Annotated in this window: 22 protein-coding genes and 1 pseudogene; 10 read left to right on the forward strand and 13 right to left on the reverse strand. The window is 68.8% G+C overall.

The genetic code is table 11. The features are described 5' to 3' along the window. Positions 1-433 precede the first annotated feature (433 nt). From ACIRL2_RS49090 to ACIRL2_RS49100, 3 genes are read left to right on the forward strand one after another with little or no spacing between them, the layout of a single operon-like run. Positions 434-1,615 (forward strand): ROK family protein, encoded by a 1,182-nt coding sequence (locus tag ACIRL2_RS49090; RefSeq protein WP_402241930.1) that lies wholly within the window; start codon positions 434-436, stop codon positions 1,613-1,615. Further along, on the forward strand, positions 1,612-1,848 hold the full coding sequence (locus ACIRL2_RS49095) for a hypothetical protein (protein ID WP_402241933.1): 237 nt from the start codon (positions 1,612-1,614) through the stop codon (positions 1,846-1,848). The genes ACIRL2_RS49090 and ACIRL2_RS49095 overlap by 4 nt, the downstream gene beginning before the upstream one ends. Continuing rightward, the gene (locus ACIRL2_RS49100) at positions 1,841-2,428 is read left to right on the forward strand and encodes a histidine phosphatase family protein (protein ID WP_402241936.1); all 588 of its coding nucleotides are present in this window, start codon (positions 1,841-1,843) and stop codon (positions 2,426-2,428) included. The genes ACIRL2_RS49095 and ACIRL2_RS49100 overlap by 8 nt, the downstream gene beginning before the upstream one ends. Positions 2,429-2,470: 42 nt before the next feature. Here ACIRL2_RS49100 and ACIRL2_RS49105 read toward each other — a convergent pair whose 3' ends face one another. Then, on the reverse strand, positions 2,471-3,019 hold the full coding sequence (locus ACIRL2_RS49105) for a bifunctional 4-hydroxy-2-oxoglutarate aldolase/2-dehydro-3-deoxy-phosphogluconate aldolase (RefSeq protein WP_402241938.1): 549 nt from the start codon (positions 3,017-3,019) through the stop codon (positions 2,471-2,473). A 461-nt stretch (positions 3,020-3,480) separates the two neighbouring features. On the opposite strand from ACIRL2_RS49105, the gene ACIRL2_RS49110 reads away from it, so the two are divergent. Further along, a complete protein-coding gene (locus ACIRL2_RS49110) occupies positions 3,481-3,954 on the forward strand; it encodes a MarR family winged helix-turn-helix transcriptional regulator (RefSeq protein WP_395874352.1) in 474 nt (157 codons plus the stop codon). Positions 3,955-4,506: 552 nt separating this feature from the next. On the opposite strand, the gene ACIRL2_RS49115 is transcribed toward ACIRL2_RS49110, so the two are convergent. Next, positions 4,507-6,066, reverse strand: coding sequence for a DEAD/DEAH box helicase (locus ACIRL2_RS49115; protein WP_395874354.1), 1,560 nt, complete (start codon positions 6,064-6,066; stop codon positions 4,507-4,509). 370 nt (positions 6,067-6,436) lie between these two features. Further along, positions 6,437-6,643, reverse strand: a complete 207-nt coding sequence (locus ACIRL2_RS49120) for a cold-shock protein (RefSeq protein ID WP_402241941.1) — start codon at positions 6,641-6,643, stop codon at positions 6,437-6,439. Positions 6,644-7,032: 389 nt separating this feature from the next. Here ACIRL2_RS49120 and ACIRL2_RS49125 point away from each other — a divergent pair. Together ACIRL2_RS49125 and ACIRL2_RS49130 are read left to right on the forward strand one after the other, a co-directional pair. After that, positions 7,033-7,167: pseudogene (locus tag ACIRL2_RS49125) on the forward strand (two-component sensor histidine kinase); the annotation flags it as partial. Next, positions 7,167-7,319: a hypothetical protein gene (locus ACIRL2_RS49130; protein ID WP_395874358.1), complete on the forward strand. Its 153-nt coding sequence runs from the start codon at positions 7,167-7,169 to the stop codon at positions 7,317-7,319. The pseudogene ACIRL2_RS49125 and the gene ACIRL2_RS49130, both read left to right, overlap by 1 nt. Positions 7,320-7,394: 75 nt before the next feature. Here the strand turns inward: ACIRL2_RS49130 and ACIRL2_RS49135 are convergent, their stop codons facing one another. The 5 genes from ACIRL2_RS49135 to ACIRL2_RS49155 all read right to left on the reverse strand — a co-directional run bounded on the left by ACIRL2_RS49135 (position 7,395) and on the right by ACIRL2_RS49155 (position 10,998). Continuing rightward, positions 7,395-7,724 (reverse strand): hypothetical protein, encoded by a 330-nt coding sequence (locus ACIRL2_RS49135; RefSeq protein ID WP_402241944.1) that lies wholly within the window; start codon positions 7,722-7,724, stop codon positions 7,395-7,397. A gap of 60 nt (positions 7,725-7,784) precedes the next feature. After that, positions 7,785-8,144 (reverse strand): hypothetical protein, encoded by a 360-nt coding sequence (locus tag ACIRL2_RS49140; RefSeq protein WP_395874362.1) that lies wholly within the window; start codon positions 8,142-8,144, stop codon positions 7,785-7,787. A gap of 237 nt (positions 8,145-8,381) precedes the next feature. Next, positions 8,382-8,882 carry a GNAT family N-acetyltransferase gene (locus ACIRL2_RS49145; protein WP_402241946.1) on the reverse strand — a complete coding sequence of 167 codons (501 nt, stop codon included), beginning with the start codon at positions 8,880-8,882 and terminating at the stop codon, positions 8,382-8,384. A 129-nt stretch (positions 8,883-9,011) separates the two neighbouring features. Further along, positions 9,012-9,785, reverse strand: a complete 774-nt coding sequence (locus ACIRL2_RS49150) for a hypothetical protein (protein WP_395874366.1) — start codon at positions 9,783-9,785, stop codon at positions 9,012-9,014. Continuing rightward, entirely contained in the window at positions 9,769-10,998 is a 1,230-nt protein-coding gene (locus ACIRL2_RS49155; protein WP_395874368.1) for a hypothetical protein, read from the reverse strand. The genes ACIRL2_RS49150 and ACIRL2_RS49155 overlap by 17 nt, the downstream gene beginning before the upstream one ends. A 791-nt stretch (positions 10,999-11,789) precedes the next feature. Here ACIRL2_RS49155 and ACIRL2_RS49160 point away from each other — a divergent pair. Both ACIRL2_RS49160 and ACIRL2_RS49165 read left to right on the forward strand, forming a co-directional pair. Further along, positions 11,790-12,026: a hypothetical protein gene (locus tag ACIRL2_RS49160; protein ID WP_395874370.1), complete on the forward strand. Its 237-nt coding sequence runs from the start codon at positions 11,790-11,792 to the stop codon at positions 12,024-12,026. A 156-nt stretch (positions 12,027-12,182) separates the two neighbouring features. Continuing rightward, complete coding sequence (locus tag ACIRL2_RS49165) at positions 12,183-12,827, forward strand: DUF2637 domain-containing protein (protein WP_402241951.1); 645 nt, start codon at positions 12,183-12,185, stop codon at positions 12,825-12,827. Positions 12,828-13,522: 695 nt separating this feature from the next. Here ACIRL2_RS49165 and ACIRL2_RS49170 read toward each other — a convergent pair. Continuing rightward, a complete protein-coding gene (locus tag ACIRL2_RS49170) occupies positions 13,523-14,671 on the reverse strand; it encodes a DUF475 domain-containing protein (RefSeq protein WP_395874374.1) in 1,149 nt (382 codons plus the stop codon). A gap of 539 nt (positions 14,672-15,210) precedes the next feature. Here ACIRL2_RS49170 and ACIRL2_RS49175 point away from each other — a divergent pair. Both ACIRL2_RS49175 and ACIRL2_RS49180 read left to right on the forward strand, forming a co-directional pair. Continuing rightward, positions 15,211-16,134 carry a phosphotransferase family protein gene (locus ACIRL2_RS49175; protein ID WP_402241952.1) on the forward strand — a complete coding sequence of 308 codons (924 nt, stop codon included), beginning with the start codon at positions 15,211-15,213 and terminating at the stop codon, positions 16,132-16,134. Positions 16,135-16,821: 687 nt separating this feature from the next. Beyond that, complete coding sequence (locus ACIRL2_RS49180) at positions 16,822-17,829, forward strand: alpha/beta hydrolase (RefSeq protein WP_402241954.1); 1,008 nt, start codon at positions 16,822-16,824, stop codon at positions 17,827-17,829. A gap of 311 nt (positions 17,830-18,140) precedes the next feature. Here ACIRL2_RS49180 and ACIRL2_RS49185 read toward each other — a convergent pair whose 3' ends face one another. The 4 genes from ACIRL2_RS49185 to ACIRL2_RS49200 all read right to left on the reverse strand — a co-directional run bounded on the left by ACIRL2_RS49185 (position 18,141) and on the right by ACIRL2_RS49200 (position 23,275). Continuing rightward, entirely contained in the window at positions 18,141-18,782 is a 642-nt protein-coding gene (locus ACIRL2_RS49185) for a TetR/AcrR family transcriptional regulator (protein ID WP_395874380.1), read from the reverse strand. 571 nt (positions 18,783-19,353) lie between these two features. Then, positions 19,354-19,857 carry a hypothetical protein gene (locus tag ACIRL2_RS49190; RefSeq protein ID WP_402241957.1) on the reverse strand — a complete coding sequence of 168 codons (504 nt, stop codon included), beginning with the start codon at positions 19,855-19,857 and terminating at the stop codon, positions 19,354-19,356. 67 nt (positions 19,858-19,924) lie between these two features. Next, entirely contained in the window at positions 19,925-20,476 is a 552-nt protein-coding gene (locus ACIRL2_RS49195) for a hypothetical protein (protein ID WP_402241960.1), read from the reverse strand. 414 nt (positions 20,477-20,890) lie between these two features. Then, the gene (locus tag ACIRL2_RS49200) at positions 20,891-23,275 is read right to left on the reverse strand and encodes a hypothetical protein (protein WP_402241962.1); all 2,385 of its coding nucleotides are present in this window, start codon (positions 23,273-23,275) and stop codon (positions 20,891-20,893) included.

Raw genomic sequence — 23,275 nt, forward strand, 5'->3', positions numbered from 1 at the left:
TCCGAGCCACCACACGCCGACAGAAGCAGTGCGGCCGACAGTCCTGTCGCCGCCAATGCCATCTGGTGCCGCTTCATCGCAGTACCGCCTTCATGTCTTCGGGAAAACAGGACCGTTGGTGAGAGGTTGATCGCGCTCTCGATGCGCACACATGCGCAAAACTGTTCGCAACATGGGCTTGGTGAAAATTCTTGAGCAACAGCGAGCATTTTGCGGACTCGCCGTGTCGGCAGTCAACACCTCGCCGGAGAAAGGTCCGCACCGATTCCGAAGGCCGGACGCAGGGTCTAGACCAATCCGACGAGGCAGTCGGAGCACGTCAGGCAAGACGGCCGGGTGCGTGTCACAGACTTCACTGTGGAGGTTTCCGGGGTGTTGCGACGGGCCTCGGTTCGGCGATCCGGTCACCCGCAGGGCTCGTTCGAGCAGCCGAATGGTGCCCAAACGGGCGATGGATTGCTTGATTTTGAGCGAATGTGCTAGACATCAAGCAACTTCGAGCAGTCACAGTGCATCCCGAGTTGCATCTGCGCATAGGAGTCGCATGCCCACCACCAACCCGTCCCGCACCACGGCCACGCTTGCACCGCTGCGGACCCACCTGGAATCCGAGGGAAACCGGCTCGCCGGCATACGCATCCTCACGCGGGACGCCGCGTCGGCCGGTGAATGCGTGATTGCCCTGGACGTCGGCGGCACGGGCATGAAAGGTGCGCTGTTGGACCGACGCCTGCGGCCGTTGGCCGCGGTCCGTCGGGCGACGCCGCGCCATGCTGGCCCGGACGCGGTGGTGGCCGAGATCGCGGCCGTCCTGATGGAACTCGCGGAGCGCGCCGAAGCCGGCGAACTGACGGTCTGCCGGGTCGGGGTCGTTGTTCCCGGGGTCGTCGACGAGGATCTGGCCCGTGCCGTGTATTCGGCAAACCTCGGATGGCGCGACCTTCCGCTTGCCGACCTCCTCCGGGAGCGGACCGGTCTTCCGGTCGTGCTCGGTCACGACGTGCGGGCGGGCGGCGCCGCCGAATGCCTGGTGGGAGCCGCACGCGGCGCCCGCTACGTGCTGTTCGTGGCGATCGGGACCGGCATCGCATCCGCCGTCGTCAGCGACGGGCGTCCGGTCCGGGCGAAGGGCTATGCGGGTGAACTCGGCCATCTCCGGATCGACCCGGATGGTGCGGTGTGCGGCTGTGGCGGCCGGGGCTGCCTGGAAACGGTGGCCTCCGCATCCGCGATCGCCGCCGCCTACACCGCTCGGTCGGGCCGACCGGTGAGCGGCGCCGAGGAGGTCGCCGCGCTGGTGGCCTGCGGCGATGCCGATGCGCAGGCCGTGTGGGACCGTGCGACCGAGGCGCTCGGCGCCGCGCTCGCGATCGCCACGACACTGCTCGCCCCCGAGTTGATCGTGCTCGGCGGTGGTCTCGCCGAGGCCGGTGAACTCCTCTTCGGCCCGGTCCGCGCCCGCCTGGCCGAAGGGCTGACGTTCCAGCGCCACCCGAGCCTGGTCCGTGCGGAGCTCGGCGACGAGGCGGGCTGCCTGGGCGCCGGTGTGTATGCATGGCGCGCAGTGGAGGATGCGCCCGGCCCGGCCCGTACCGAGGAACCGAGGCTTCTGTGATCCGCACCGACACGCTCAACGCCGCCCTCGACGTCACTTACGTCGTCGACCACGTCGACCACGTCGGCCACGTCGACCTCGTCGACCTCGTCGTCCCGAACTTCCGGTTCGCCTCGCTCACCCTCGCGGGGGCCTCGCGCGTGCCGGCGAATGAACACAACTGCGCGCAGTTTCCAAGCGGTCGACACGTCGCCGCCAACCCGGATGAAGTTGGGATCGCACCACATGCGTGAACTGATGCTCGTACGACACGGCGAAACCGAGTGGACTCGGTCCGGCCGACACACGGGCCTGACCGACATTCCTCTGACCGCAGAGGGCGAGGCGCAGGCCAAGGCCGTCGGGTCGCTGCTCGCGGGACGCGAGTTCGCGCTCGCCCTCGTGAGCCCGCTGCGGAGGGCTCGACACACGGCCGAGTTGGCCGGGATCACCGGGGGTGAGATCGAACCCGACCTGGTCGAGTGGGACTACGGCGGTTACGAGGGCATCACCACCCGCGAGATCCGCGAGAGCGTGCCGGGCTGGCTCGTGTGGCGCGACGGGGTGATCCCGGGCGACGCCGACCACCCCGGCGAGTCCATCGCCGACGTGGGCCGGCGGGTGGACCGGGTGCTGGCGCGGGTGCGGCCCGTGCTCGCGGGCGGTCACGACGCGGTGCTGGTCGCGCACGGGCACCTGCTGCGGGCGCTGACCGCCCGCTGGCTGGGGCTCCCGCCCGAGGACGGCCGGCTGTTCCGCCTGGAGACGGCTCGCCTGTGCGCACTCGGCTACGAGCGCGAAGAGCCGGTCCTGCTGGGCTGGAACATTTCATGACCCAAACTCCAGGCCGCGGTGTCGCGGGGTCCTGACGGGGAACTACGCCGAGGCTGCGAGCAGTTCGCCCACTCGGGTCACCGCCTCCTCCGGGGTGCCCGCGGTGATGGAGGCGCCGATGCCCACCGCGATCGCTCCCGCCGCGATCCAGCTCGGGGCGTGCGCGGGGGTGATACCCCCGATGGGCACGAACGGGATCTGCGGCAGGGCCGCGCGCATGTCGCGGAAGGACCCGGGGGTCCATTGGCTCGCGGGGAACAGCTTGACGGCGTGCGCGCCTGCGGTGACGGCCGCGATCGCCTCGGTGGGGGTGGCCACTCCGGGAATGGCGCTCGCGCCGTGGCGGTGCGCGGTCTCGACCACGTCGCGGTGCGCGGTCTTGACCACGTCGCGGTGCAGTGACGGCGAAACCAGGAAGCGGGCTCCGGCCGAGACGGCGGCGCGCGCCGACGCGGCGTCCAGCACCGTGCCGGCGCCGATCAGGGCGTCGGGGTGCTCGCGGGCGATCGTGTGGATCGCTTCCAGGGCGTCCGGCGTGGTCAGCGAGATTTCGACGACGCGCAGAGAGATCACCAGACACGCACGGGCCATGCCGGGCATGCCGCCTGGTCGACGTCGACCTCACCCTGCGGGCCCAGCCGCGCGATCCAGGCCCGCCGCAACTGCCGACCGGTCTCCGTCACAAGCCTCTCCTTCGGGTTAGGACATCGCGACGGGGTCACCCATGTCGACGTGTGGGACTGACACAAAGGCGAGGCGGGTTCGCGTTCGCGGACGAGCTACGGGCCGATCGACGCTCGAACCCGCCCACCGGAACGGTCATGGGCTTCGCGCACCCCCGGTTCCTGTCCGCCGACCGCGACGTTTGGGGACACCGGGCCGGCCGGGCCGGCCCGGCGGGACGCCGCGCGTGCACGGCCGCCCGCCGGCGCGATCAGCTTCTTCACTTGCTTCGGCAAGTACTTTGACTTGCCCGGGCAAGTGAAAAAGTGACTCATGCGGAGTTGCCGAGGCAAGTGATGCGAGTTTCCCGGGCAAGTATGATGAGGCTCATGGACACTCGGTCGCCCTGGCTCGACGACGATCAGCAGGACCTGTGGCAGGCGCTGCTGACGGTCGTCATCGCCCTCCCGGCGGCCCTGGACCGCCAGTTGCAGCGGGACGCGGGCATCTCCAATTTCGAGTACGGGGTCCTGGCCCGGCTGTCCGCGGCCGACGAGGCCACGATGCGGCTCGGTGACCTGGCCCGCCTCTGCGACAGCACCCTGCCCCGCCTGTCGAAGGCGATGGACCGCTTCGAGGCCCGCGACTGGGTCGCCCGCCGACCCGACCCCGGCGACGGCCGCTACACCCTCGCCACCCTGACCGACGCCGGCCGGCAGAAACTCGTCGAAAGCGCACCGGAACACGTCGCCCAGGTGAAACGACTCGTGTTCGATCCGCTCACCGCCGCGCAACGCCGCCACCTCGAGACCGCACTCACCCGCATCGCAGCCACCGTGCGCCGGGAACTCGAAGGAGGCTGAACACCGCCCTCAGGCAGGGTCATCCGACGGCTTTGCGACGCCGGTGACGGTTGACCAGAGTCTGGTGGCGGCGGACAGCGGTGTCGCAACGGAATTGGAAGTCGGCCCAACCCAACCCAACCCAAGCCAACCCAACCCAACTCGTCCTCGACCTGTCGGCAACCCTGCTCGATCCCATGACGGATTCCGTTCTTGCCTCGCGGTGCCCGCAGCCGGCGCGTCGGGGTCAATCGCGGACGGCGGAGCGCAGGAGTTCGGCGGCGCGGTGGGTGAGTCGCTCCAAGGTCGCGGGGGCGAGCGGGGTGGCTCCGGCGACGGTGACGGCGGCGAGGTCGGGTCCCATGCGGATCAGGATCGAGTCCGATACGCCGCGTCTTGTCGTGCCGTTCGCCGCGGTTGCCGCGACCTACGCGATGGTCGCGGCTTGCGCCGTCGACGAGTCCGGTGCGGCGAAGGGTCCCGAAGACGGCGAAGGCCCTGAAGTATCCGGCCACGTCCGCCCGATGGGCGGGTGTGACCGGCTCTTCAGGGCCGGATGTCGCGGGGCGCGGGTCAGGCGGCGGTGACCGCGCGGGCTGCGGGGCGGCCGACCGGGCCGGAGCGGCGGGCCTGGGCGGAGCCGCTGCGGCGTCCGCGTGAAGAGGAACCGCTGCCGGTACGGCGGGGGCGCTCCACCGCGGGCGCGGTGATGACGACCGGGATTCCGGAGGGCGCCTGGGCACCGGTGATCCGGGTCAGTTCGGCCTCGCCGGAGCGGACCTGGGTGATCTGCGGCGTGATCCCGGCGTCGGACATCAGGCGGACCATCTGGCGGCGCTCGCCGGGCAGGACCAGGGTGACCACGCTGCCGGACTCGCCGGCGCGGGCGGTGCGACCGCCGCGGTGCAGGTAGTCCTTGTGGTCGCTGGGCGGGTCGACGTTGACGACCAGGTCGAGGTTGTCCACGTGGATGCCGCGCGCGGCGACGTTGGTGGCGACCAGGACGGTGACGTGGCCGGACTTGAACTGGGTCAGGGTGCGGGTGCGCTCGGGCTGGGACTTGCCGCCGTGCAGCGCGGCGGCGCGGACGCCGCTGTTGAGCAGGTGCGCGGTGAGCCGGTCGACCGCGTGCTTGGTGTCGAGGAACATGATCACCCGGCCCTCGCGGGCGGCGATGTGCGTGGTGGCGGCGTTCTTGTCCGATCCCTGCACGTGCAGCACGTGGTGCTCCATCGTGGTGACCGCGCCGGCCGAGGGGTCGACCGAGTGCACGACCGGGTCGTGCAGGTACTTGCGCACCAGCAGGTCGACGTTGCGGTCCAAGGTGGCGGAGAACAACATGCGCTGGCCGTCGGGGCGTACCTGGTCCAGGAGTTCGGTGACCTGGGGCATGAAGCCCATGTCGGCCATCTGGTCGGCCTCGTCCAGGACGGTGACACCGACGTCGGCCAGCACGCAGGCGCCGCGGTCGAGGAGGTCCTTGAGCCGGCCGGGCGTGGCCACGACCACCTCGGCGCCGGCCCGCAGCGCGGTGATCTGGCGGCCGATCGGCATGCCGCCGGTCACCGTGGCCATCCGCAGTCGCAGCGAACGGGCGTACGGCGTCAGGGCGTCGGTGACCTGCTGGGCCAGCTCACGGGTGGGTACCAGCACCAGCGCGAGCGGGTGCCTGGGCTCGGCGCGCCGGCCGGCGGTACGGGCGAGCAACGCCAGGCCGAAGGCCAACGTCTTGCCCGACCCGGTCCGGCCACGGCCCAGCACGTTGCGGCCGACCAGCGAGTTCGGCAGCGTCGCCGCCTGGATCGGGAACGGCTCGGTCATGCCCAGACCGGTCAGCGTCGCCAGCAGCTCGGACGGCATGTCCAACTCGGCGAAGGAGGCCACCGCGGGCAGCGCCGGGGTGATGGTCACCGGAAGCGCGAACTCTCCCCGGACGCCGGAGGAGCGACGGCCGTAGCCGCCATGGCCACCGGAACCGCCCGTACGGCCGTAGCCGCCGGAGCGACCCGAGGCGCCGGAACGGCCGTAGCCGCTGCCACCGGAGGCCGAGCGGGCGTAGCCGCCGGTGCCGCCGCTGCGTCCGCGGGAAGAGGAGCTGTACGAAGAATTGGTGGAGCGGGCGTTCGGGTTCACGGGGAACCTTCCTCGACACGGCACGTACCGCGGAGACCCGGCAGCCGAAAGCCGCGCAAGGTATCACGAGAACGAGCCGAAATGAAAAGCAGAAACGAAGTGGGGCGAAGGAATTCGCGCGAACACACTTCGGAGGCGCGGCGCTGTGGGGAAAATGCGGCCGGCTGGAGCGGACCGGAAAGTCCGGGGGCGGTGGGCGGTGTGCGGTCGTAAGCCGTCGACTGCCGCCTACCGGGCGGGGGTACTGCGTCGCGTGCCATCGCCACGACCTCGGGAAGAGGGACGGGCGGCCCGCGGTGAAAATGCGAACGCCGTGGCAGGGCCCGCGACCTCACGGTGCGGCGGGCCCTGGTACGGCCGCCGAAAAGCGTCAGACGGGAACGATGTTCTCCGCCTGCGGGCCCTTCTGGCCCTGGGTGACGTCGAAGGAGACCTTCTGGCCTTCCTGGAGCTCGCGGAAACCCTGGGTGGCGATGTTCGAGAAGTGGGCGAAGACGTCGGGGCCGCCGCCGTCCTGCTCGATGAAGCCGAAGCCCTTTTCCGCATTGAACCACTTCACGGTGCCGGTGGTCGCCATGTCGTTCTCCTTCGTCTGGGAAGCAGTACCGGAATCCACACAGTGCGATTCCGCGTCGCCGCAAGGAGCCCACCCGGAGATGACCGGCCAAACAAAAAATGCACCCACGGAACACGCCCGTCAGGTGCACACAAAGTTCATGGGTACCACAACTGCAACTGAGATCAACATAGCACGGATAGCGACGGCTTCGCGGACTTCGACGATCAACCGGTTCGATGATCGGCGATTTCGGGGACGGCGACGCGCCCCGGCCGATGGCGTGTTCGAACATCCACGTGTTCGTTTGTCCCGAGCCCGAGCCCGAGCCGGAGCCCGAGCCCGAGCCGGAGCCGGAGCCCGAGCCACGGGTTGACCTTGACCCTGGGGGAAAGCCCAGCATCGGTGCCGAGCACGCGGGCGTCGGCCTCGGCCTGGCAATCGTCAAAACCATCACCCAGGCACACGACGGAACACCCACCCTGACCCCGCGCTCCGCCGGTGGGATCCGGGTAGGTGTGGAACTACCCGCGATTCTCAGGTGATGGCGACCGTCCGCTCGGCCGCATCGGATGAGACGAAGGTGGGAAGCCGCCGGACCGAGGATGGGGCCGTCGTGGTAGTCGAACGCGGCGTCGAAGCCGAGTTCGTCGACCGGGACTGGGCCGCTCGTTTTACCCGCGCCACGCGCTCGTGATGCCCGGTAACGGAGGCCCGCCGTCGCCGGCGAATCGATCCGGGTTCGCCAAGGTCGACGTTTTCCGTCGAACCGTCAGCACTGGGCGGCGATCCAGGCGTCCTCGACCGTGTTCAGATCACCCAGCCGGTAGGCCAGGCCGGCTTCGGCGCACTTCCAATCGACGTGCCCGTCTTTCCACTTGATCGTGATGCGGGCATCCGCCCAGGTGCAGTTGTAGTACCAGTCGCCGTACTGCGGGAGGCTCTTGTGGTGCGAGAAGCCGCACTTCATGTAGTCCCCGGCAGCGGGCTCGGCGGGAGCCGCAGGCGAGGCCGAGGCGGCCTGACCCGGCGCGACGACGGCGCCGAAGGCCAGCAGGGCGGCCGTGCCGAGCATGGTGAGTCGGTTGCTGCGCTTGCGCATGAGTTGCTCCTTGAACGCATGAACACATGAACTGTGAGCGAGGGCCGGAGCCGACGCGGCTCAGGGCCCGGGGCACTCGTACGCGTAGTTCGCCTCGACGTTCTCCTGGAGCGTCGAGATCCAGTGGTAGCGGGTGGACCCACCGGCCGCGAGCGCCTGGCATGCGGGGTCGAAGTGGTAGTCGAGCTGGACCGTGACCCGGTCGATGTGGCGTCCGCAGTCGTTGCGGACATCGGCCCACCTGTCGAAGATCGTCGGATGGCCGCCACCCTGCTTGGTGATCACGAGGCAGGCGGTGCGCGGGCCGTCGTCCGCGGGTACGGCGTCCGCGGCGCCGGCCGGGGCGGCGGCCGCGGTGGCGAGGAGCAGCGCCGAGGTGACGAAGGCGAGCGCGGGCGGCAGGAAACGGCGTCGGTGCATAGCGGACTCCCTGAGACGTGATGGCTGAATGGTCGGGCCCGCAACCAATATTGATCACATCGGGAAGGCGATCGACCTCATGGCGTGAAGACGCCATCCGTTCAGGGTTGAACGATCGGCGTGGCGGCTTCGCCGAGGCGGTGCCGCGCCGACAGGGTCATGGGGAGTAGGCCATGGCGGACGCGACGCCCGGGGCGTGGGCATCGCGCAACCACGGAACGCAAGGGCGTCCCCGGTCTACGGCCGGAGTGTCAGGTCGCGTTGGTACCAGGTGCCCGGCTTGCCGCCGAGGCCGGCCGGGTCGGCGGGTCCGACCGAAACGAACCCGGCCTTGGTCAGCACCTTTTGGGACGCGGCATTGGCAAGAGCGGTGGCTGCCCGCAGTGTTCGCAATCCGTGCCGCACCGTCGCCAGCCGACACAACTCTCGGACGGCCGCCGTCGCCACGCCGCGGCCGGCGACGTGCTGCGCGACCCGGTAACCGAGGTCGGCGGCGCCGTCCTCGAGGTCGTACAGGTTGAACCGGCCCAGAACCGAGCCCTCCTCGGCGACGAGCACGTAGAAGGCGCAGACGCCGGCCTCTTGTTCAGCCAGCAAGGCACTGTGCCGGTCGGCGAAGTGGTGGTAGAACTCGTCGCCGCGGTCGGAGACCGAGGCGGCGAAGTAGGCACGGTTCGCCAGCTCGAAGGCCAGGACCGCCGGGGCGTGGCCTGCATTCAGCTGCTTCAGCTCGGGCATTGCGCAACTCTATCCGGGCGGCGTGCCGAGGCCACCTGAGTTCCCATCAGCGGCGGACAGCCCGAAGACCATGGTTGCTTCGGCGTGCGTGATGCCTTTCGCGCGGTACGGTGCAAATGCCCCTCGAGGTCAGACGGGCGGCATCAGATCGCTCTCGCTGACGGTGTAGGTCAGCGGGGGGTAGAGGAAGTCCGTTTCATTGTTCTCGCGGCGCCGCAGTCGGTAAAACTCGCGCCTCTGCTCATCGTCGGCCGAAACGAGGCGCGCACCCTGCGGGAGGTATACCTGTCCGTCGCGAAACCGCACGAAGGTCTTCGACGTCCGAAAGGTTACACCCAACCATTGGTTCTCCGCCGTCCGGGCGGTGGGCGTGTCCAATACGATTTTGTGCCTGAGTCGCCGATTCGAGTCGACAGAGAACGCGACGATACTGTTGTGGGCGAGGGGGATCTCGAACTTCTCGCCACCGGACCCCTTTGATTCGAAGATCAGCTTCCTCGGCGGGCTCGCTTCGGGATGTCGGTAGCAGGAGAAGACGGCGATGAACGACTCGTCGGCCAGGTCGAGGGCCTGGTCGGAATGACTGCCCATGGTTGTGTAAGCGTTCGTGTAGCTCTCGATGAGAGCGTTGTTGAAGCCGACCGGAAGCGCCGCACGTTCTTGAATTCGTTGTGCCAACCGTTCGTGCACCGCCCGGAAACGCTGCGCCGGGCTGCTGTATCGAGTGGTAGTCCGTACGAGAGGTACGCCACCCACCTCGTCGATCCGGGTAAGCGCGGCGCCTTGCCGGCCTTTACCCACCTCTTCCAAACGAGCCGACGCGGACAGCTCCGCAAAGAGATTCTCCTCGGTTGGCAAAGCGCACGAGAGAATCTCATCCGAGATCCTAGACTCTGGGGGCAACGTAGTCTCCCGTGTTCATGCTGAAGAGAAATTCGTCGCCGTAGTCAATGAAGGACGAGGTCTTGTTTTCCTCGGCGTACAGCCTGCGCAGCTCGTTCATGCCGGCCGGTGTGGGTGGCCCCAGTTTCACCACATCGCGGGCCATTTTGAGGAACGTGTGGCCGTCCTTGTGAACGGCTTCGGCGCTCGAACAGCGAACCACGTAGCCCAGGCGGGTCGGGAGCAACTCGGCGTCCAGCGTTGAGGGCCGGATTTCGTGCGTATACAGGCGGTTCGTGGACAGCGGCATGAAGAACACGGAGCCGGGATAGAGGGTCAGGGTGAACTGCGGGGGGAGCGCGACCCCGTCGCGTTCCTCGGTCTGCTCCTTGAGGCGAAAGTGGAGTTTGGTCAGCCCACTGCCACCTTTCACTCCGTAATCGAAGGCGTCCTCGGCCAGGGGCCGCAGTTTGTCGAGCCCGTCATAGAAGGTGCAGAACGCCATGATGCCGTTGGCGGGCATGTCCTTGGTCTTGTCGGCGTGGGCCGAGATCTTGGCCTTGGACTGCTTACGCTCGGCCGTGGCCAGGGTGTTGTGGTAGATCTGAGCGAGGACGTGATTCAGCGGTGCCTGGTTCCGGAAGACGGCGGCGGCCTCGCGGTTCAGAGCCTCGACGATGCTCGTGTCGGTCGGGCGAAAGCCCTCGGTGGGCCCCGAGAGATTCGTGGAGCACCGGAGCAGGCGGAAATGTAGTTCGTCGCCGTCTTGTGTGACAGGCGTCAGATAGATTCCGCTGCGATGGGCTGTTCCCGGCTTGGTGGACTCCGTCAGGGACTGGAACGCGTGCTCTGCACGGATCCGCCCGAAGTGATCGGCACCGAGTCCGAAAAAGCGGCGGTAGTACACGCCGACGCCGTGTACGCGGACGGGAACTCGGCCGAGGTCGACGAGGGTCCAAGATTTGTCGATGTCCTCGTGGTGACCGTGTGATAGCTCCCGGATAACGAATACCCGGGCTGCCGCATGCAGTTGGCTGCCGCTGATGCGAGATATATCGCCACACAGGTAGACGGTCTTCTGCGCGAGGTCGGCCGAACCGGAAGCGAGGTCCTCCGGCGTGATTGTGGACCCGAAGAAGTCCCTGATCAAGTCATTGTCTTGCACCATCGAAGGTGCAACCAGGATGTTGCTCGCATCCTCGATGCAGGCTTCGGTCGGCTCTGTTGTGTACATCGAACGGTACCTGTCATTCGCAGATCTTGATGAATTGTTCAAAACCGTGGACATGACAACGGCCCGCACTCTTTCATTTGCGTTGCGAAGCGCAAACGAAAGGAGACGGACCGTTTAACTCTCGATGCTCTCACGGGGGCTCGACAGCGGGCAACGGGTTTGCTGTACGGGCGGTGTGCGGGCTGCGCCGGCCGGTGTCCTGTGTCCTGCCCGGGTGTGCGGGCCGGGCCCGGGTGGGGCGTTGCGATGGGACAGGATCCGGGACGTGCGGACCGCCCGCTTGAGTGCAGCGGCCTCCTCGCCCCGGCGGACCTCTCCCGGGGTGCGCAGGACGGGCCGGGTGGCCGCCGCGTTCCAGTCGGCGAGGACGGTGTCCGTGCGGTGTCGGATGGTGCGCCCGGCCGGGGCGCCGGATCGTGCCGACGGCGTGGAGGAACCCGGGGTTCGTGGCGTTCGTGGGCCGGCGCCGTGTGGGCCGGGGTTACAAGCAATCCACCCGAATATGTGCTCGACGGAAGATGGGACCGCTGTGCGGCGGTGTCCGGGAATTTTACCAACTCGTGAGTTGCCCATTGCGAAAGTAAAGAGTTGGTCGAGTCAACGGTCATGCTTCCCTGTGGCCGCACGGAATTCCCGGCCCCGGTCACGAGAGCTCCCCGGCGCCCGCGTTCGGAAATGTATGAAACGAGATCGAAAGTGACGCGATCCGGGCCGTCGTTCACCGTTTCGGACCAGAGCCGAAGCGCAGAGCACGTCGTTACCCCGGCGTGACTTCCCGAGCTTCCGCCTCCGTGGCGGTTCCGCCCACGCTCGCCCAACGCACCTTCCCCATGGGGGATTGGGTACTCACCCCTCGCGCGGCGACCTTCCTCAAACGGTCTCCCTACGCGTACATCGAGCGCCCCGGCTATCGCGTCCTGCTTCGTCATTGCTCCGCCGACATGGAGCAGTTCGCTCTGACGATGGTGTTGCTCGCGGCGGAGTACTCGCGCCGACTCGACGACGTCCTGGACGATCCGCGATCGTGAATCCCGGGACAATCCACCGAGCGTTGAAAATGTGTATTCGGCACCCGGCAACGCCCAACCCTTGAACGAATCAGGCCCATGTACGAAGGTTATGGATACGACCCGTACCCCCCGCCCGGCATGCAATTCCCTCCCGGCGCCGCATCGTTCCCCGGCGTGGCGGAGTGGCCGCCACCGGGAGAGGCCGCGTCGTTCGACGGGCTCGCCTCGTCGTTCGCGGTGGTGGGGGATCCGGGATTCGAGGCCGACCTCGCCCGGCTCCTGGGGAACCAGGCCGAGGAGGCTCCCGCCACCGTCGAACTCTCGGCTCCGATCCGGGTGCGCGGCAGTCATCGCCGGCGGCCCCCGGAGGCCGCCCTGCCGGCCACCGGTGCGCGGCGATTGGATCGACTCAGCAGCTCCATGGTGGTGGTCAGCGTCCTGCTGGTCGCCGTGATCAGTGTGCTCGGCGCGGTGATCACCCTCGCACCGCTACGGCACACCGCCGGCGCCACCAACGGCCCGGCCCGATGGTGGCCCGTGCTGGTCCAGGGACCGTGGGTGGTGGCCTCGCTGTCGATCCTGCGGTCCAGCCTCCACCGCCGCCGGGCACTGCACTCGTGGATCGTGGTCACCGCTTTCGCGGGCCTGTCCATGGCGCTGTCCGTCAGCCACGCCTCCATGACCGTCCAGGGCGTCGTCGTCGCCATCCTTCCCGCGGTGGCGACCACGGCCTGCCTGCATCAGCTCGTGCGCCAGATCACCCTCACCCGACCACCCCGACGATCCACCGCCGTGCAACGCCGCGAACCCCCACCCTGAAGCGTGCCCGTTCGCACGAGCGGCGCGATCGTCTCGCGGCGTCGTTGCCCGCCACTCCACAAGACCCACTGAACCGAAATCGGGCGGCGCCGGCAGGCGCCGCCCGATGTGCGATCGTCGAGACCGCCCACGAGCCCGATGGGTGTTCGTGGCCGGCGTCCGAACGGGTGACGGCACTGGAATGCCCGGCGGCGGGTGTATCCGGGAGGCTATCGATGGGAGGCGTGGATCGAACATGTGAGGGCGCGCGGTCGTTGCGCGAGATGTCGTCCGGCCCGGGTGTGCCACGGGCGGGGCTCTCCGGGGTCGACGGTGACGTTCCTTGGGAGGTCCGGACTCCGATCTTCGCGGACCTGGTTCGGGAGTGGGCGGCGGAGGGCCGGGAACTGCCCCCGTTCGTCCCGTCATTCGGGATCTGTGGGGTCTGTCGTGTACGACATCCGCCGCCGCCGGGCGTCGCCGTGGTCATCACGGCGCCCGCCTCGGGAGCGGGAGAGAGGGTGCGTGCGCGCATGGCGGTGGGGCGTCGTGTGCCGCGGTAACCGCGTCGGTGGGACCTACGACGGCCGGGGCGATCGTGTTGGTGTGCGCATCGCGGTGAGGATCCCCGCGGCCGGGCCCGCGAGGATTTCGGCCCGGACGCCGCGGAAACCGTCCGCCGGCGGTGGCCTTGCGGCCCCCGCCGGCGGAGCGGTTCAGACGCCGGAGGGGACCTCGGCCTTCTCGTCGGACCCCGTTTCCTTACCCTCGGCCGCCGCCAGCTTGCGGTTGCGCCGGACCGAGGAGAAGAAGGACCAGCCGATCAGGACGACGCCGACGAGGCCCGTGATGACCTCGTGGATCTCGTACTGGATGGTGACGAGCAGGATCGCGGCGAGGGCGCCGATCGCGTAGTGCGCGCCGTGCTCCAGGTAGACGTAGTCGTCGAGGGTGCCCTGACGGACCAGGTAGACCGTGAGCGAGCGGACGTACATCGCGCCGATGCCCAGTCCGAGCGCCATCAGGACGATGTCGTTGGTGACCGCGAAGGCGCCGATGACGCCGTCGAAGGAGAAGGACGCGTCCAGGACCTCCAGGTAGAGGAACATGAAGAACGCGGCCTTGCCGGCCATCACGACCGCCGGGACCTTCTTGCCGGTCCTCTTGGCCTCTTCCTCGGCCTCGTGCTCGCGCTCCTCGTCTTCCTCGAGCTTGTTCTCGAAGTAGCCGGAGAGGCCGCCGACGATCAGGTAGGTGACCAAGCCCGCGATACCGGCGATCAGGACGGTCTCCGCCTTGTCCACATGGATGCCGCCGTGCTGGTGGGCGTTGGTGGCGAAGGTCATCGCGGAGGCGAGCAGCACGATGAGCGCGATGCAGACGGAGAGCATGTCGACCTTGCCGAGCTTGGCGAGCGGACGCTCCAGCCAGCCGAGCCACTTGATCTCCCGGTCCTCGAAGATGAAGTCGAGGAAGATCATCAACAGGAACATGCCACCGAAGGCGGCGATCGACGGGTGGGCGTCGGTCACCAGCTGCTGGTACTTGTCCTTGTCGTCGAGCGCGAGCCGTACCGCTTCGATCGGACCGATCTTGGCGGTGACGGCGACGATCACGACCGGGAAGACCAGGCGCATGCCGAAGACCGCGACCAGGACGCCGATGGTGAGGAAGATCTTCTGCCAGAAGGCATTCATCTTCTTCAGGACCCCGGCGTTGACCACGGCGTTGTCGAAGGACAGCGAGATCTCGAGGATGGACAGGATCGCCACGACCCCGAAGCCGGTCCACCCCCCGTAGAGCATCGCTGCGACCAAGCCGAGCGCGGTGACCGCGAACGACCAGCCGAACGTCTTCAGAAGCACTGGCTACCCCAATCGTTTTCTGTACGGGGCTCCCCCGCGCCGTACCTGGCTTTACGAAACGTTGACCCGGAGTCTAGGGCGTTGCCCCGCGGCCCTGACACCTACCCGGCCCAACGGCTCGGAACTTCCGCTCGCCGCCGAGCCGGTAGACCTCGCCGAAGATCATCGCCGCCGCCGTGAGCGGGTGAGGATTGCCCTGTGCGACGCCGACGCGGTCGGCCCGATCGCGGCCCGCGTCTGCGGACGGGCTGCGCCGGGACCGCCCGCTGCGGGACGTGGAGCCCGCCACGCCCGCCACCTGTCAACCGGAGGCCGGAGGGTGGGGCGACGGCCCGGCGCCGGCAGCGGCGCAGACCGATCTTCGCCGTCGACTCCCGCGCGGTCCCGGCCCACCTCTCCCCACCCGCGCCACCGGATGGGGACCGGGCCCGGGGGATAGCGCGGACCTGCCACGACGTTCGACCCAAGGGGCGCGGTCCACTTGCCGCCATCCAACAATCTCATTGCACCGCATGGGAAGGTTTCCTAGAGTTCCGACAATGTTGCCCCCTGTGAAGACCGATGCGGAATGGGACGCCGTCGTCGCGGACGAAACGGTGATGCGACCCGGTGTCGAGGACATTTGCGCCCGTCTCGGTTTCGCGGGTGCGCCGCTGACCCGGTTTCCCGACGGAACGCAGCCCGTCTACGCGGTGGGCGCGGAACACGTCCTCAAGCTGTTTCCCTCGTCCGCCGCCCGGGACGGCGTCGTCGAAGGCCGCGTTCTGTCCCATATCCAGGGGCAACTGCCGATCCCGACGCCCCGGGTACGCGACTTCGGCCCGTACGAAAACGGCTGGCAATACGTCCTCATGTCCCGACTGCCCGGTGAGAACCTCGCGCGGGCCTGGCACAGCGTGCCCCAGGACGACCGCGAACGACTGGTCACCGAGATCGGTGCGGCACTCGCCGTTCTTCACTCGCTCGACACCGAGCCTCTGGGCGACGTGCTCGGCCCCGGCGACTGGGGCGCGTTCATCGATCGACAGACCGACACCGCCACCGACCGGCAGCGCGCCCATGGTCTCTCCCAGGCTTGGCTGGAACAGATTCCCGCGTTCCTGGCGTCCGTATCCCTGCCCCGCTCGCCGCACCGCAGCCTCCTGCACACCGAGGTCATGCGGGCTCACCTGCTCGTCGATCCCGACGGATGGCGCCTGACCGGACTCTTCGACTTCGAACCCGCCGCGATCGGCGACCGCGCCTACGACTTCGTCGGGGTCGGCCTGTTCGTCACCGGCGGAGACCCGGCGCTGCTCACCGGACTCACGACGTCCTACGGACGCGACTTCGATCCTCGTGTGCTTCTCGCCTACACACTCCTGCACAGGTACAGCAATCTCCCCTGGTACATGCGCGAACTTCCCACACCCGCCGAAGGAACCCTGGACGCCCTCGCCGAAACCTGGTTCGGAACCAGGTGAGGCGACGTCGAGGTCGCGTTGGGAAGTGCGAGCGAGAGGCTCGCGCTTCGGCCCGGGCGGGTACGGCGGGTGTAGTCGGGCCCGAAGCGCCGACGCAGTAGGGAAGCGCCGGGCTCCTTTGGCCGTACCGGGTTGCGACGTACGGTCACCGCAGGCTGCGTGGAACGGGCACGACAGTGCGCGGAACGCGGTCGACGACGGACTTCGACGAACGAAATCCGGTGAACCGGTACGACGCGACGCCTTGTTTCTCCGGGTGGCGGTCGAGGAGCAGGCGGAGCCGCGCGGACTACTAATACGAAAGAACTAGCGTTAATGTATCCGCAGTGCCGGATGCGCGCACCACGCCGTACCCCGACTCCAGTCGAACGCGCACGTCCCGAGCGGGGTTCGGCCCCTCCTACGCCCGGGGTCGATCATGTTCACACCTGGCATACCGATGGACGACATTGCGGACGCGGAGTTCACGGGCGTCGACGACGCAGCCTGTCCCGACGATCCTCCGCGGCCCTCGGACTCTCCGGAGGACTCGCCCACGTTCACGACATGCGGCATGCGCCGAGACGGGTTCGATGCTCGGAACAGGAGGACGTCCCGGCCCTGGGGCACGTACTGCCATTGACGCACGACACGATCGCGACAAACCTCACATCCGATCAGGTCCACGCCTGTCGAAAGGAATTCAGGATGCGCCACGACATCGAGTTCGACTCCGACGGGACGACCCTGCGAGGCTGGCTCTACATTCCCGAATCCGGAGTGGCTCCGCACCCCGCAGTCGTGGTGACGCACGGACTGGGCGCGGTGAAGGAGCAGTACACCGACACCATCGCCGAGAATCTGGCGAACGCCGGCATCGCGGTGGTCCTGTACGACCACCCGTGTTTCGGGGCCAGCGATGGGCTGCCGCGCCAGGAGGCGGACCCGGTCGCGCAGATACAGGGTTACCGAAACGCCATTACATTCCTGCAGTCCCGGTCCGACATCGACTCCGACCGGATCGGCGTGTTCGGTTCCAGCTTCGCCGGCGGCCATGTTCTGGTCGTCGGTGCCGTCGACCGCCGGGTGAAGTGCGTATACGCGCAGGTCCCGGTCATCAGCGGTGGAACGAGCCTGTCCCGATTCATCAACTCCGAGGCCATGCGCGGGATTCGGCGCATGTTCGACTACGACCGCCTGGCACGCTTCCAAGGCGCGGAGCCCGGTGTCATCCCGCTGATCACCGAGGACCCGACGGCGATGGCCGCGATGGCGGACCGCGAAACGTACGCGTGGTATCAGTCCATCGAGCCCGAACGACTCGCCACGTGGCGCAACGAGATCACCGTGCGCTCGATCGAACTGCTGTCGGGGTACGAACCGGGCGACTACATCGGGCGCATCTCGCCCACGCCGCTGCTCATGGTCGTCGCACAGCAGGACATCCTCACGCACAGCGACCTCGCCTTCGCGGCATACGAACGCGCGCTGCACCCGAAGCGGCTCGCCATCCTGCCCGGTGGCCATTTCGTGGTCTACAACGAGGAATTCGCGGAGTCGCAGAGGCTCATGACGTCGTTCTTCCTCGAACACCTCACGGCCGGAGCGGCGTCTGTTCCAGAGCAGCGCACGGCTCACGACCCGAGCGCGGCCGTCGGCGCCACCGATGGGTTCGCACAGGCGGATGCCGCGATCCCGGAGGGATCAGAGGCATAGCACGGGCCGGGCGGGCCGGCCACGAAGCGTTGTCCACTGCCGCGTGATGGCCCGGAGACCGCTCCCGACCACGGGTATCGGGGCCGGGGCGCTCCCGGTCTCGGTGCCCGGGCAGTGGGCGGGTGCCGACCCCGACCCGGGTTTCGGCGGACGCGCGAAGGCGGTCGGGTGCGCGGGACTCGCCCGGGTCGGCCGCGCGATCACGTCCGCCGTCCCTCGTCCCCGGCGAACGTCGTGGACGCGTCGCCACGACGCGGCCCGGCCCCCGGCTCTCGCCATCCGAACACGGCACACGGCCGACCCGCGACGCGTCAGGGGTGCTGCGCCGCCGGTTGCGACGAAGACCTGAAGACACCGTTCTCGGCCGCCAGGCACGCGGCTCGCGCCGCCCGGTCGGCCAGATCGAGATCGAGCGGCCTGCGTGCCACGATCATCCGATAGTAGAGCGGCGCCCCGACTGCGGCGATGACCTCCGACTTGTCCGTCTCGCGGGCGAGTTCGCCCCGCTCGACGGCTCGCTCCACGATCACTCCGGCGGCCTCGTTGCGCAGCTCGAAGAACCGGGACATCGCGACTGCCGCGTCGGGGTTCCTCGTGGCCGCCACCATCATCGTGTCGAACAGGGCACGCGTGCGTGCGTCGTTGAGGTAGAGGTTCACGATGCCCCGGGCCAGCCCCCGCAGATCGGCGGCCAATGATCCGTGGTCCGGCAACGGGATCTCACGTGTTCCGATCGTGTTCATCAGGTCCACGACCAGACCCTCGACCGACCGCCACCGACGATAGACCGTCGTCACGTGCACACCGGAGCGGCGCGCGACACCCTCAACCGTCAGAGCTCCGTAGCCGACGTCCTCCAGTTCGCTCAGGACGGCTTCGAGAACGGCGGTACGCGTACGGGCGGTACGCCCTCCAGGCCTCCGGGTTCCCGGCGGCGCCGAACCTTCACTCAACGCACTCTCCGACCCGACGAACCTCGACTCCGCACTCTATTACCCGCCGGTGCCGCGCCGACCGGGAGAGGCAGCCGATACCACCGACAGCCGCTGCGTGGCAGCCGGAACTTCCGTCCGACGGATGTCTTCTAATACGAATCTTATCGCGTTAAGGGAGATATGTGGGGCAGTGCCCCGTCGGCCGTCTGCTGTCCAGGAATGGAGCCCGAGACGGATCGACGGTCGGTAGGACCTTCCAACCATCATGAAGCCCGATGCCAACCGCGAGTGAAACGCCGCACACGTCCGGATCCGTCCGTCTCGGCGGGCGCGCGACGCGCGGCGCGTACCCGCACGGAGGTACCGAGCGCAGTGTCCGGCACCCTCTGATCGGGGCCACTCGCTCCGCGCAGCCGGCACTCGCCTTCGTCCGTCGATCCCACCCGGGAACGACGCGGACCAAGCGCCACCGGGCAGGTAACCATTTCGGCATGCCGAGGCACCGCATCACACGTCGCGGCTTGGTCCACCAGGCTGCCTGATCCACCATGAGCCGCCGGCTGGAAGCCGGCCGTATCGGCCGGTCCGGTCAGGTGTTGAGCAGGCGGTCGAAAAAGGACCGGTACTGCCGCAGAGCGATGCGCAGGTCCTCCGTGTCCGGCTCCTCACCGCGGTGCCATTGGGCCTCCAAGCCCTTCTTGTGTCCGGCGAACGTCGCGGCGAGCAACCGCATGACCTCGTCGACGAGGCGGTCGGCCGCGTCCACGGAATTCCGCGGGTCGTCGACGAATCCCTGTTGGATGTCCTGCCAGCGGGAGCGGAGGCCCTCCGCTTCCTGTGGACCGAGGAGCGGCGCGCTGCCCGTGCCAGGATGCGACGCGTCGTGCTCGGCAGTGGCGGTGTCCGACCGTTCACCGCTCTGGTCCCCGGTTTCGCCGGGCCCGGTCGGGTCTGCACCGACGTCGTCCCAGCCTTCGGTTGCCCGAGGTTGGCGTGCGTCGGAGGTCCGCGCGACGTCCTCGGAGGACAGCGCGCCGCCCTCCTTGCCGAGCGGGGTCGCTTCGTCGCGCCCGAATACGCCTTCTTCACGCATGTCCTTTCGCCTCCGCTGGTGTGGGTGTGGGTGTGGGTATGGCCGTCGGGCTCGACTGCCCGGTGGTTCACCGGCGGTCGTCGCCCGGCGCGCCGTTGTCGCTCTTGAGCAGGTCCTCGAACATGGCGCGGTAGTGGACCATCGCGCTTCGCAACTCCTCGGTCGAGGTGTCCCTGCCGCCGACGCGCTGATTGATGTCGTGCGCGACGCGGTAGTGATCCAGGGTTCGGGCGTGCTCGACGGAGAGGTCTCGCTTTTGTTGCTCGTATCCTTCGGTCGGGTAGCCGCGCTCGCTCATCAACACCGTCACGAGGCGGTCCGCTTCTCCGACGGCCTGGTCGGGGTCGTCGACGAAGTGCTCCTGCACCCCCGCCCAGTCCCGCGCGTACCGGTCTCGCACCGCTGCGGGCAAGGGCCTGATCTCCAGGGAATCATGCCGTTCCTGGCGCTCGCGCAGATCACGCTCGGCTTCCCGCCGGCTCTCCTTCGACTCGACCGTGCGGTCGTATTCCGGACCGAAACGCTGCTGTAGGCGACGGCGCCGAACCATGGCTCGCACGGCCAGCGCGATCAAGGCGATGATGATCACGACGGCCACGATGGTGATGATCGTCCACATCGTGTCCTCCACTCGTCGGCGGTCGACGGTCCGACGGTCACGGACCCGTGGAGCAGCTCAGCGGCGGATGCCTTCCGCGTGTCGCCGTTCAGGATGCGAGCCCCCGCGTCGAATCGGATAATCTGCTTTTACCCCTTGATCTGATCGTATATCGGACAAAGCGCACTGATATTGCGCAAAATGTGATCCCTGCTCGTGGGACGGCTTCGCGGATGCGGTCTGCGAGGTCGGCCGCACCCGAGCCCGGCAAGCGCTGGACACTGCCCTACGACGTGTAGCCGCCCAGTCCGCCGACACCGGCCTCGTCCCCTCGGGACGAGGCCGGTGTCGTGTCGCCGCAGTGGACAAAGGTGAACACCGGGGCGCGTTACTCTGCCGCGCGGGATGCGCGCTTGCGGTCGCCGCTCCCGCCCGTCACGCGTCGCGGATCCAGTGCCCGTCCGTGGCCCAGCCGAGGAACCGCCGGACGTTCGGCACCGCCGGATCGTCCAGGCTGCCGCCCGTGAACACATGCCGCAGCCCGGCCAGGACCGGCGCGAGGCGGCGCACGGTGTGCTCCGGCCGGCGCGCCGTCTCCTCCGCCATCCACGCGATCACCGCGAACTGGTCCTCCACCCCGCACAGGGACAGGAAGAACAGCGTCTGCCGCCACGCGTACGCGGCGTCCTTGACGGTGCCGAGCGGCCGCGGGTTCCCGGCGATCTGCTGCACCAGACGGCACACCGTGCGGTACGCGCCCCGCGCCGGCTCCGCCCAGCCCTCCGCCGGCTCCACCCCGATGGGGTACACGAGCGCGGCGAGGTTGTGCGTGGTGAGGATCTGCGCCTGCTCGATGACCTTCCCGTTCGCCGCGACCCACCAGCGGCCCCGCGGATCGATGCCGGCCCGCTCCCGGCACAGCTCGGCGAAGGCGTCCGAGGTGTTCGCCGCGAACCCACGCTCGCGCTTGACGTCGTCGATCGTCCGGATCGCGGCGTAGTCGATGCCGTAGTACCGCGCGTACAGCGACCCTTCGAGCAGTACCGCGGCGTCCTGCGCGGCGCGCAGAAACTTCGCGGAGAACGTGCCCATGAAGATGTCCGCCGCGAGTTCCTCGGTGAACACCGCCTTGACCCCGGCCTGTCGCGCGAGCGAACCGAGCTCCTGGAGCAGCGGGTTCGGGACGATCGTGCCGGGGAAGGCGCGCACCGTCAGCGTGCCCAGCTCGGTCAGTGCCTCCCAGGCGTTACCCGCGGTGTCGGTCGACACCCGCCGATACGCGGACACCGCCCGTACCCACGGCAACTCCTCCAGCCGTACCTGGTGCTCCAGGTTGAGGAGCAACAGCGACCGACGCTCGGCGAACGCCCCATACCCCGCGGTCATCAGCGCGCGCAGCGCCGGATCGTGGTACGCCAACGCGGTCGTCGCGGCGACCAGTTGCGGGACCAGCTCGGCCAGCACCTCGGCCGACGGCACGATGCCGCGCTCGACGAGCGTCGCGACGGGCGCGCTGAGCGCGCGCTCGACCGGGTGACGCAGGCTGTCCGGAATCGGGCTGCCCGCGCGCACGCCGGTCCGCTCGGCTTCCGCGTCGGTCACCGGTACGAGCAGCCACGCCGTGTCGGGCAGACCCGCGTCGTCGCGCAGGTTCGCCAACCGGGTGATGAGGACGCGCGCCAGCTCGTGGAGCGTCGCGGTCGACGCGTCCTCGGCCTGACGGGCCCGCAGTTCGGCGTGCGGCGGCGAACCGGGCGCGCCGCGCTTGACGACCATCGCGTCGACGGCGTGCCGGAGCAGGCCGGGGCGGGCCGCCCCACGCGCACCGACGTTCGCGCGGATGCCGGTGCGGGGTCCGGCGGAGCGGGGTCCGGCGGTGCGGGCGGCGCGGCCGTCCGCGATGCGGGTGCCGGCGCTGCGAACATCACCGGCCCGTGTGTCACCGAGCGCCTCGGCCAAGGCGGCCAGCAGGATCGCGGAGTTCTCCCTGGGGTTGCGGTGCTTGGTGCACAGCGTGTGCTGCGCCGCCAAACGCCGGTAGCGGTGGAGGAGTTCACGGCCGCGTTCGGTCCAACCCGCCGGTCGGATCGCGTCGAGCCGGCCGTCTTCGACGGTCTCCAGCCAGTGCGCGAGCAACTGGTCGGCGAACGGGTTCCACACGGTCAGCGCCTCGTTCATCGCCTCGACCGCGGGCTTGGGGCGCCGCGCGCCGAGCGTGGCCCGCAACGAGCCCACGGATTCGCGGTGCACGGCGGAGCCGTCGGGCACCGGCGTGTCGCTGGGGCTCGGCAGGAAGCGGAGGCGGTCCGCGTACGGCGCGATCTCGTCGAGCAGCGTGAGCGCCGCGAACCGATCCCCGGCGCGCAGCAGCCACGCGATGGTGAGCAGCGCGGCCTCCTCGGGCACCGCGACGTGATACCGACCGGTGTCGAGCATCGTGTGGAGCTCGGCCAGGCCCGCATCGGTGAGGAAGTACCGGAACACCGCGAGCCGATCGCCGGTACGCAGCCCGGCGCGGGCGGCGGCTTCGGCCTCGTGTGCGGTCCACGGCCCGCCCGCCGCGGCGTCGCCGGTGGCGAACCCGCCGCGCACGACCTCCGGGGTGACCCACGCGGGGAGCCCGCGCACGGGCGTGCGTGTGCCGATGGTCAACGAGCCGTCGGCCATGCCGCCGGCGACCTGCGTCCAGCGGCGCACGCGCTCCTCGGCGCGAAGCCGGGTCGCCTGGCTCTCGTGGGAGGCGGCGGTGTGGAACGCCTTGGCCAACTGCCAATCCGCATAACCGGGGTTGGCGACGGGCTGCACGTGAATCTCGTTCAT

It is taken from the genome of Embleya sp. NPDC127516 (assembly GCF_044765325.1).
Classification (GTDB): Bacteria; Actinomycetota; Actinomycetes; order Streptomycetales; family Streptomycetaceae; genus Embleya.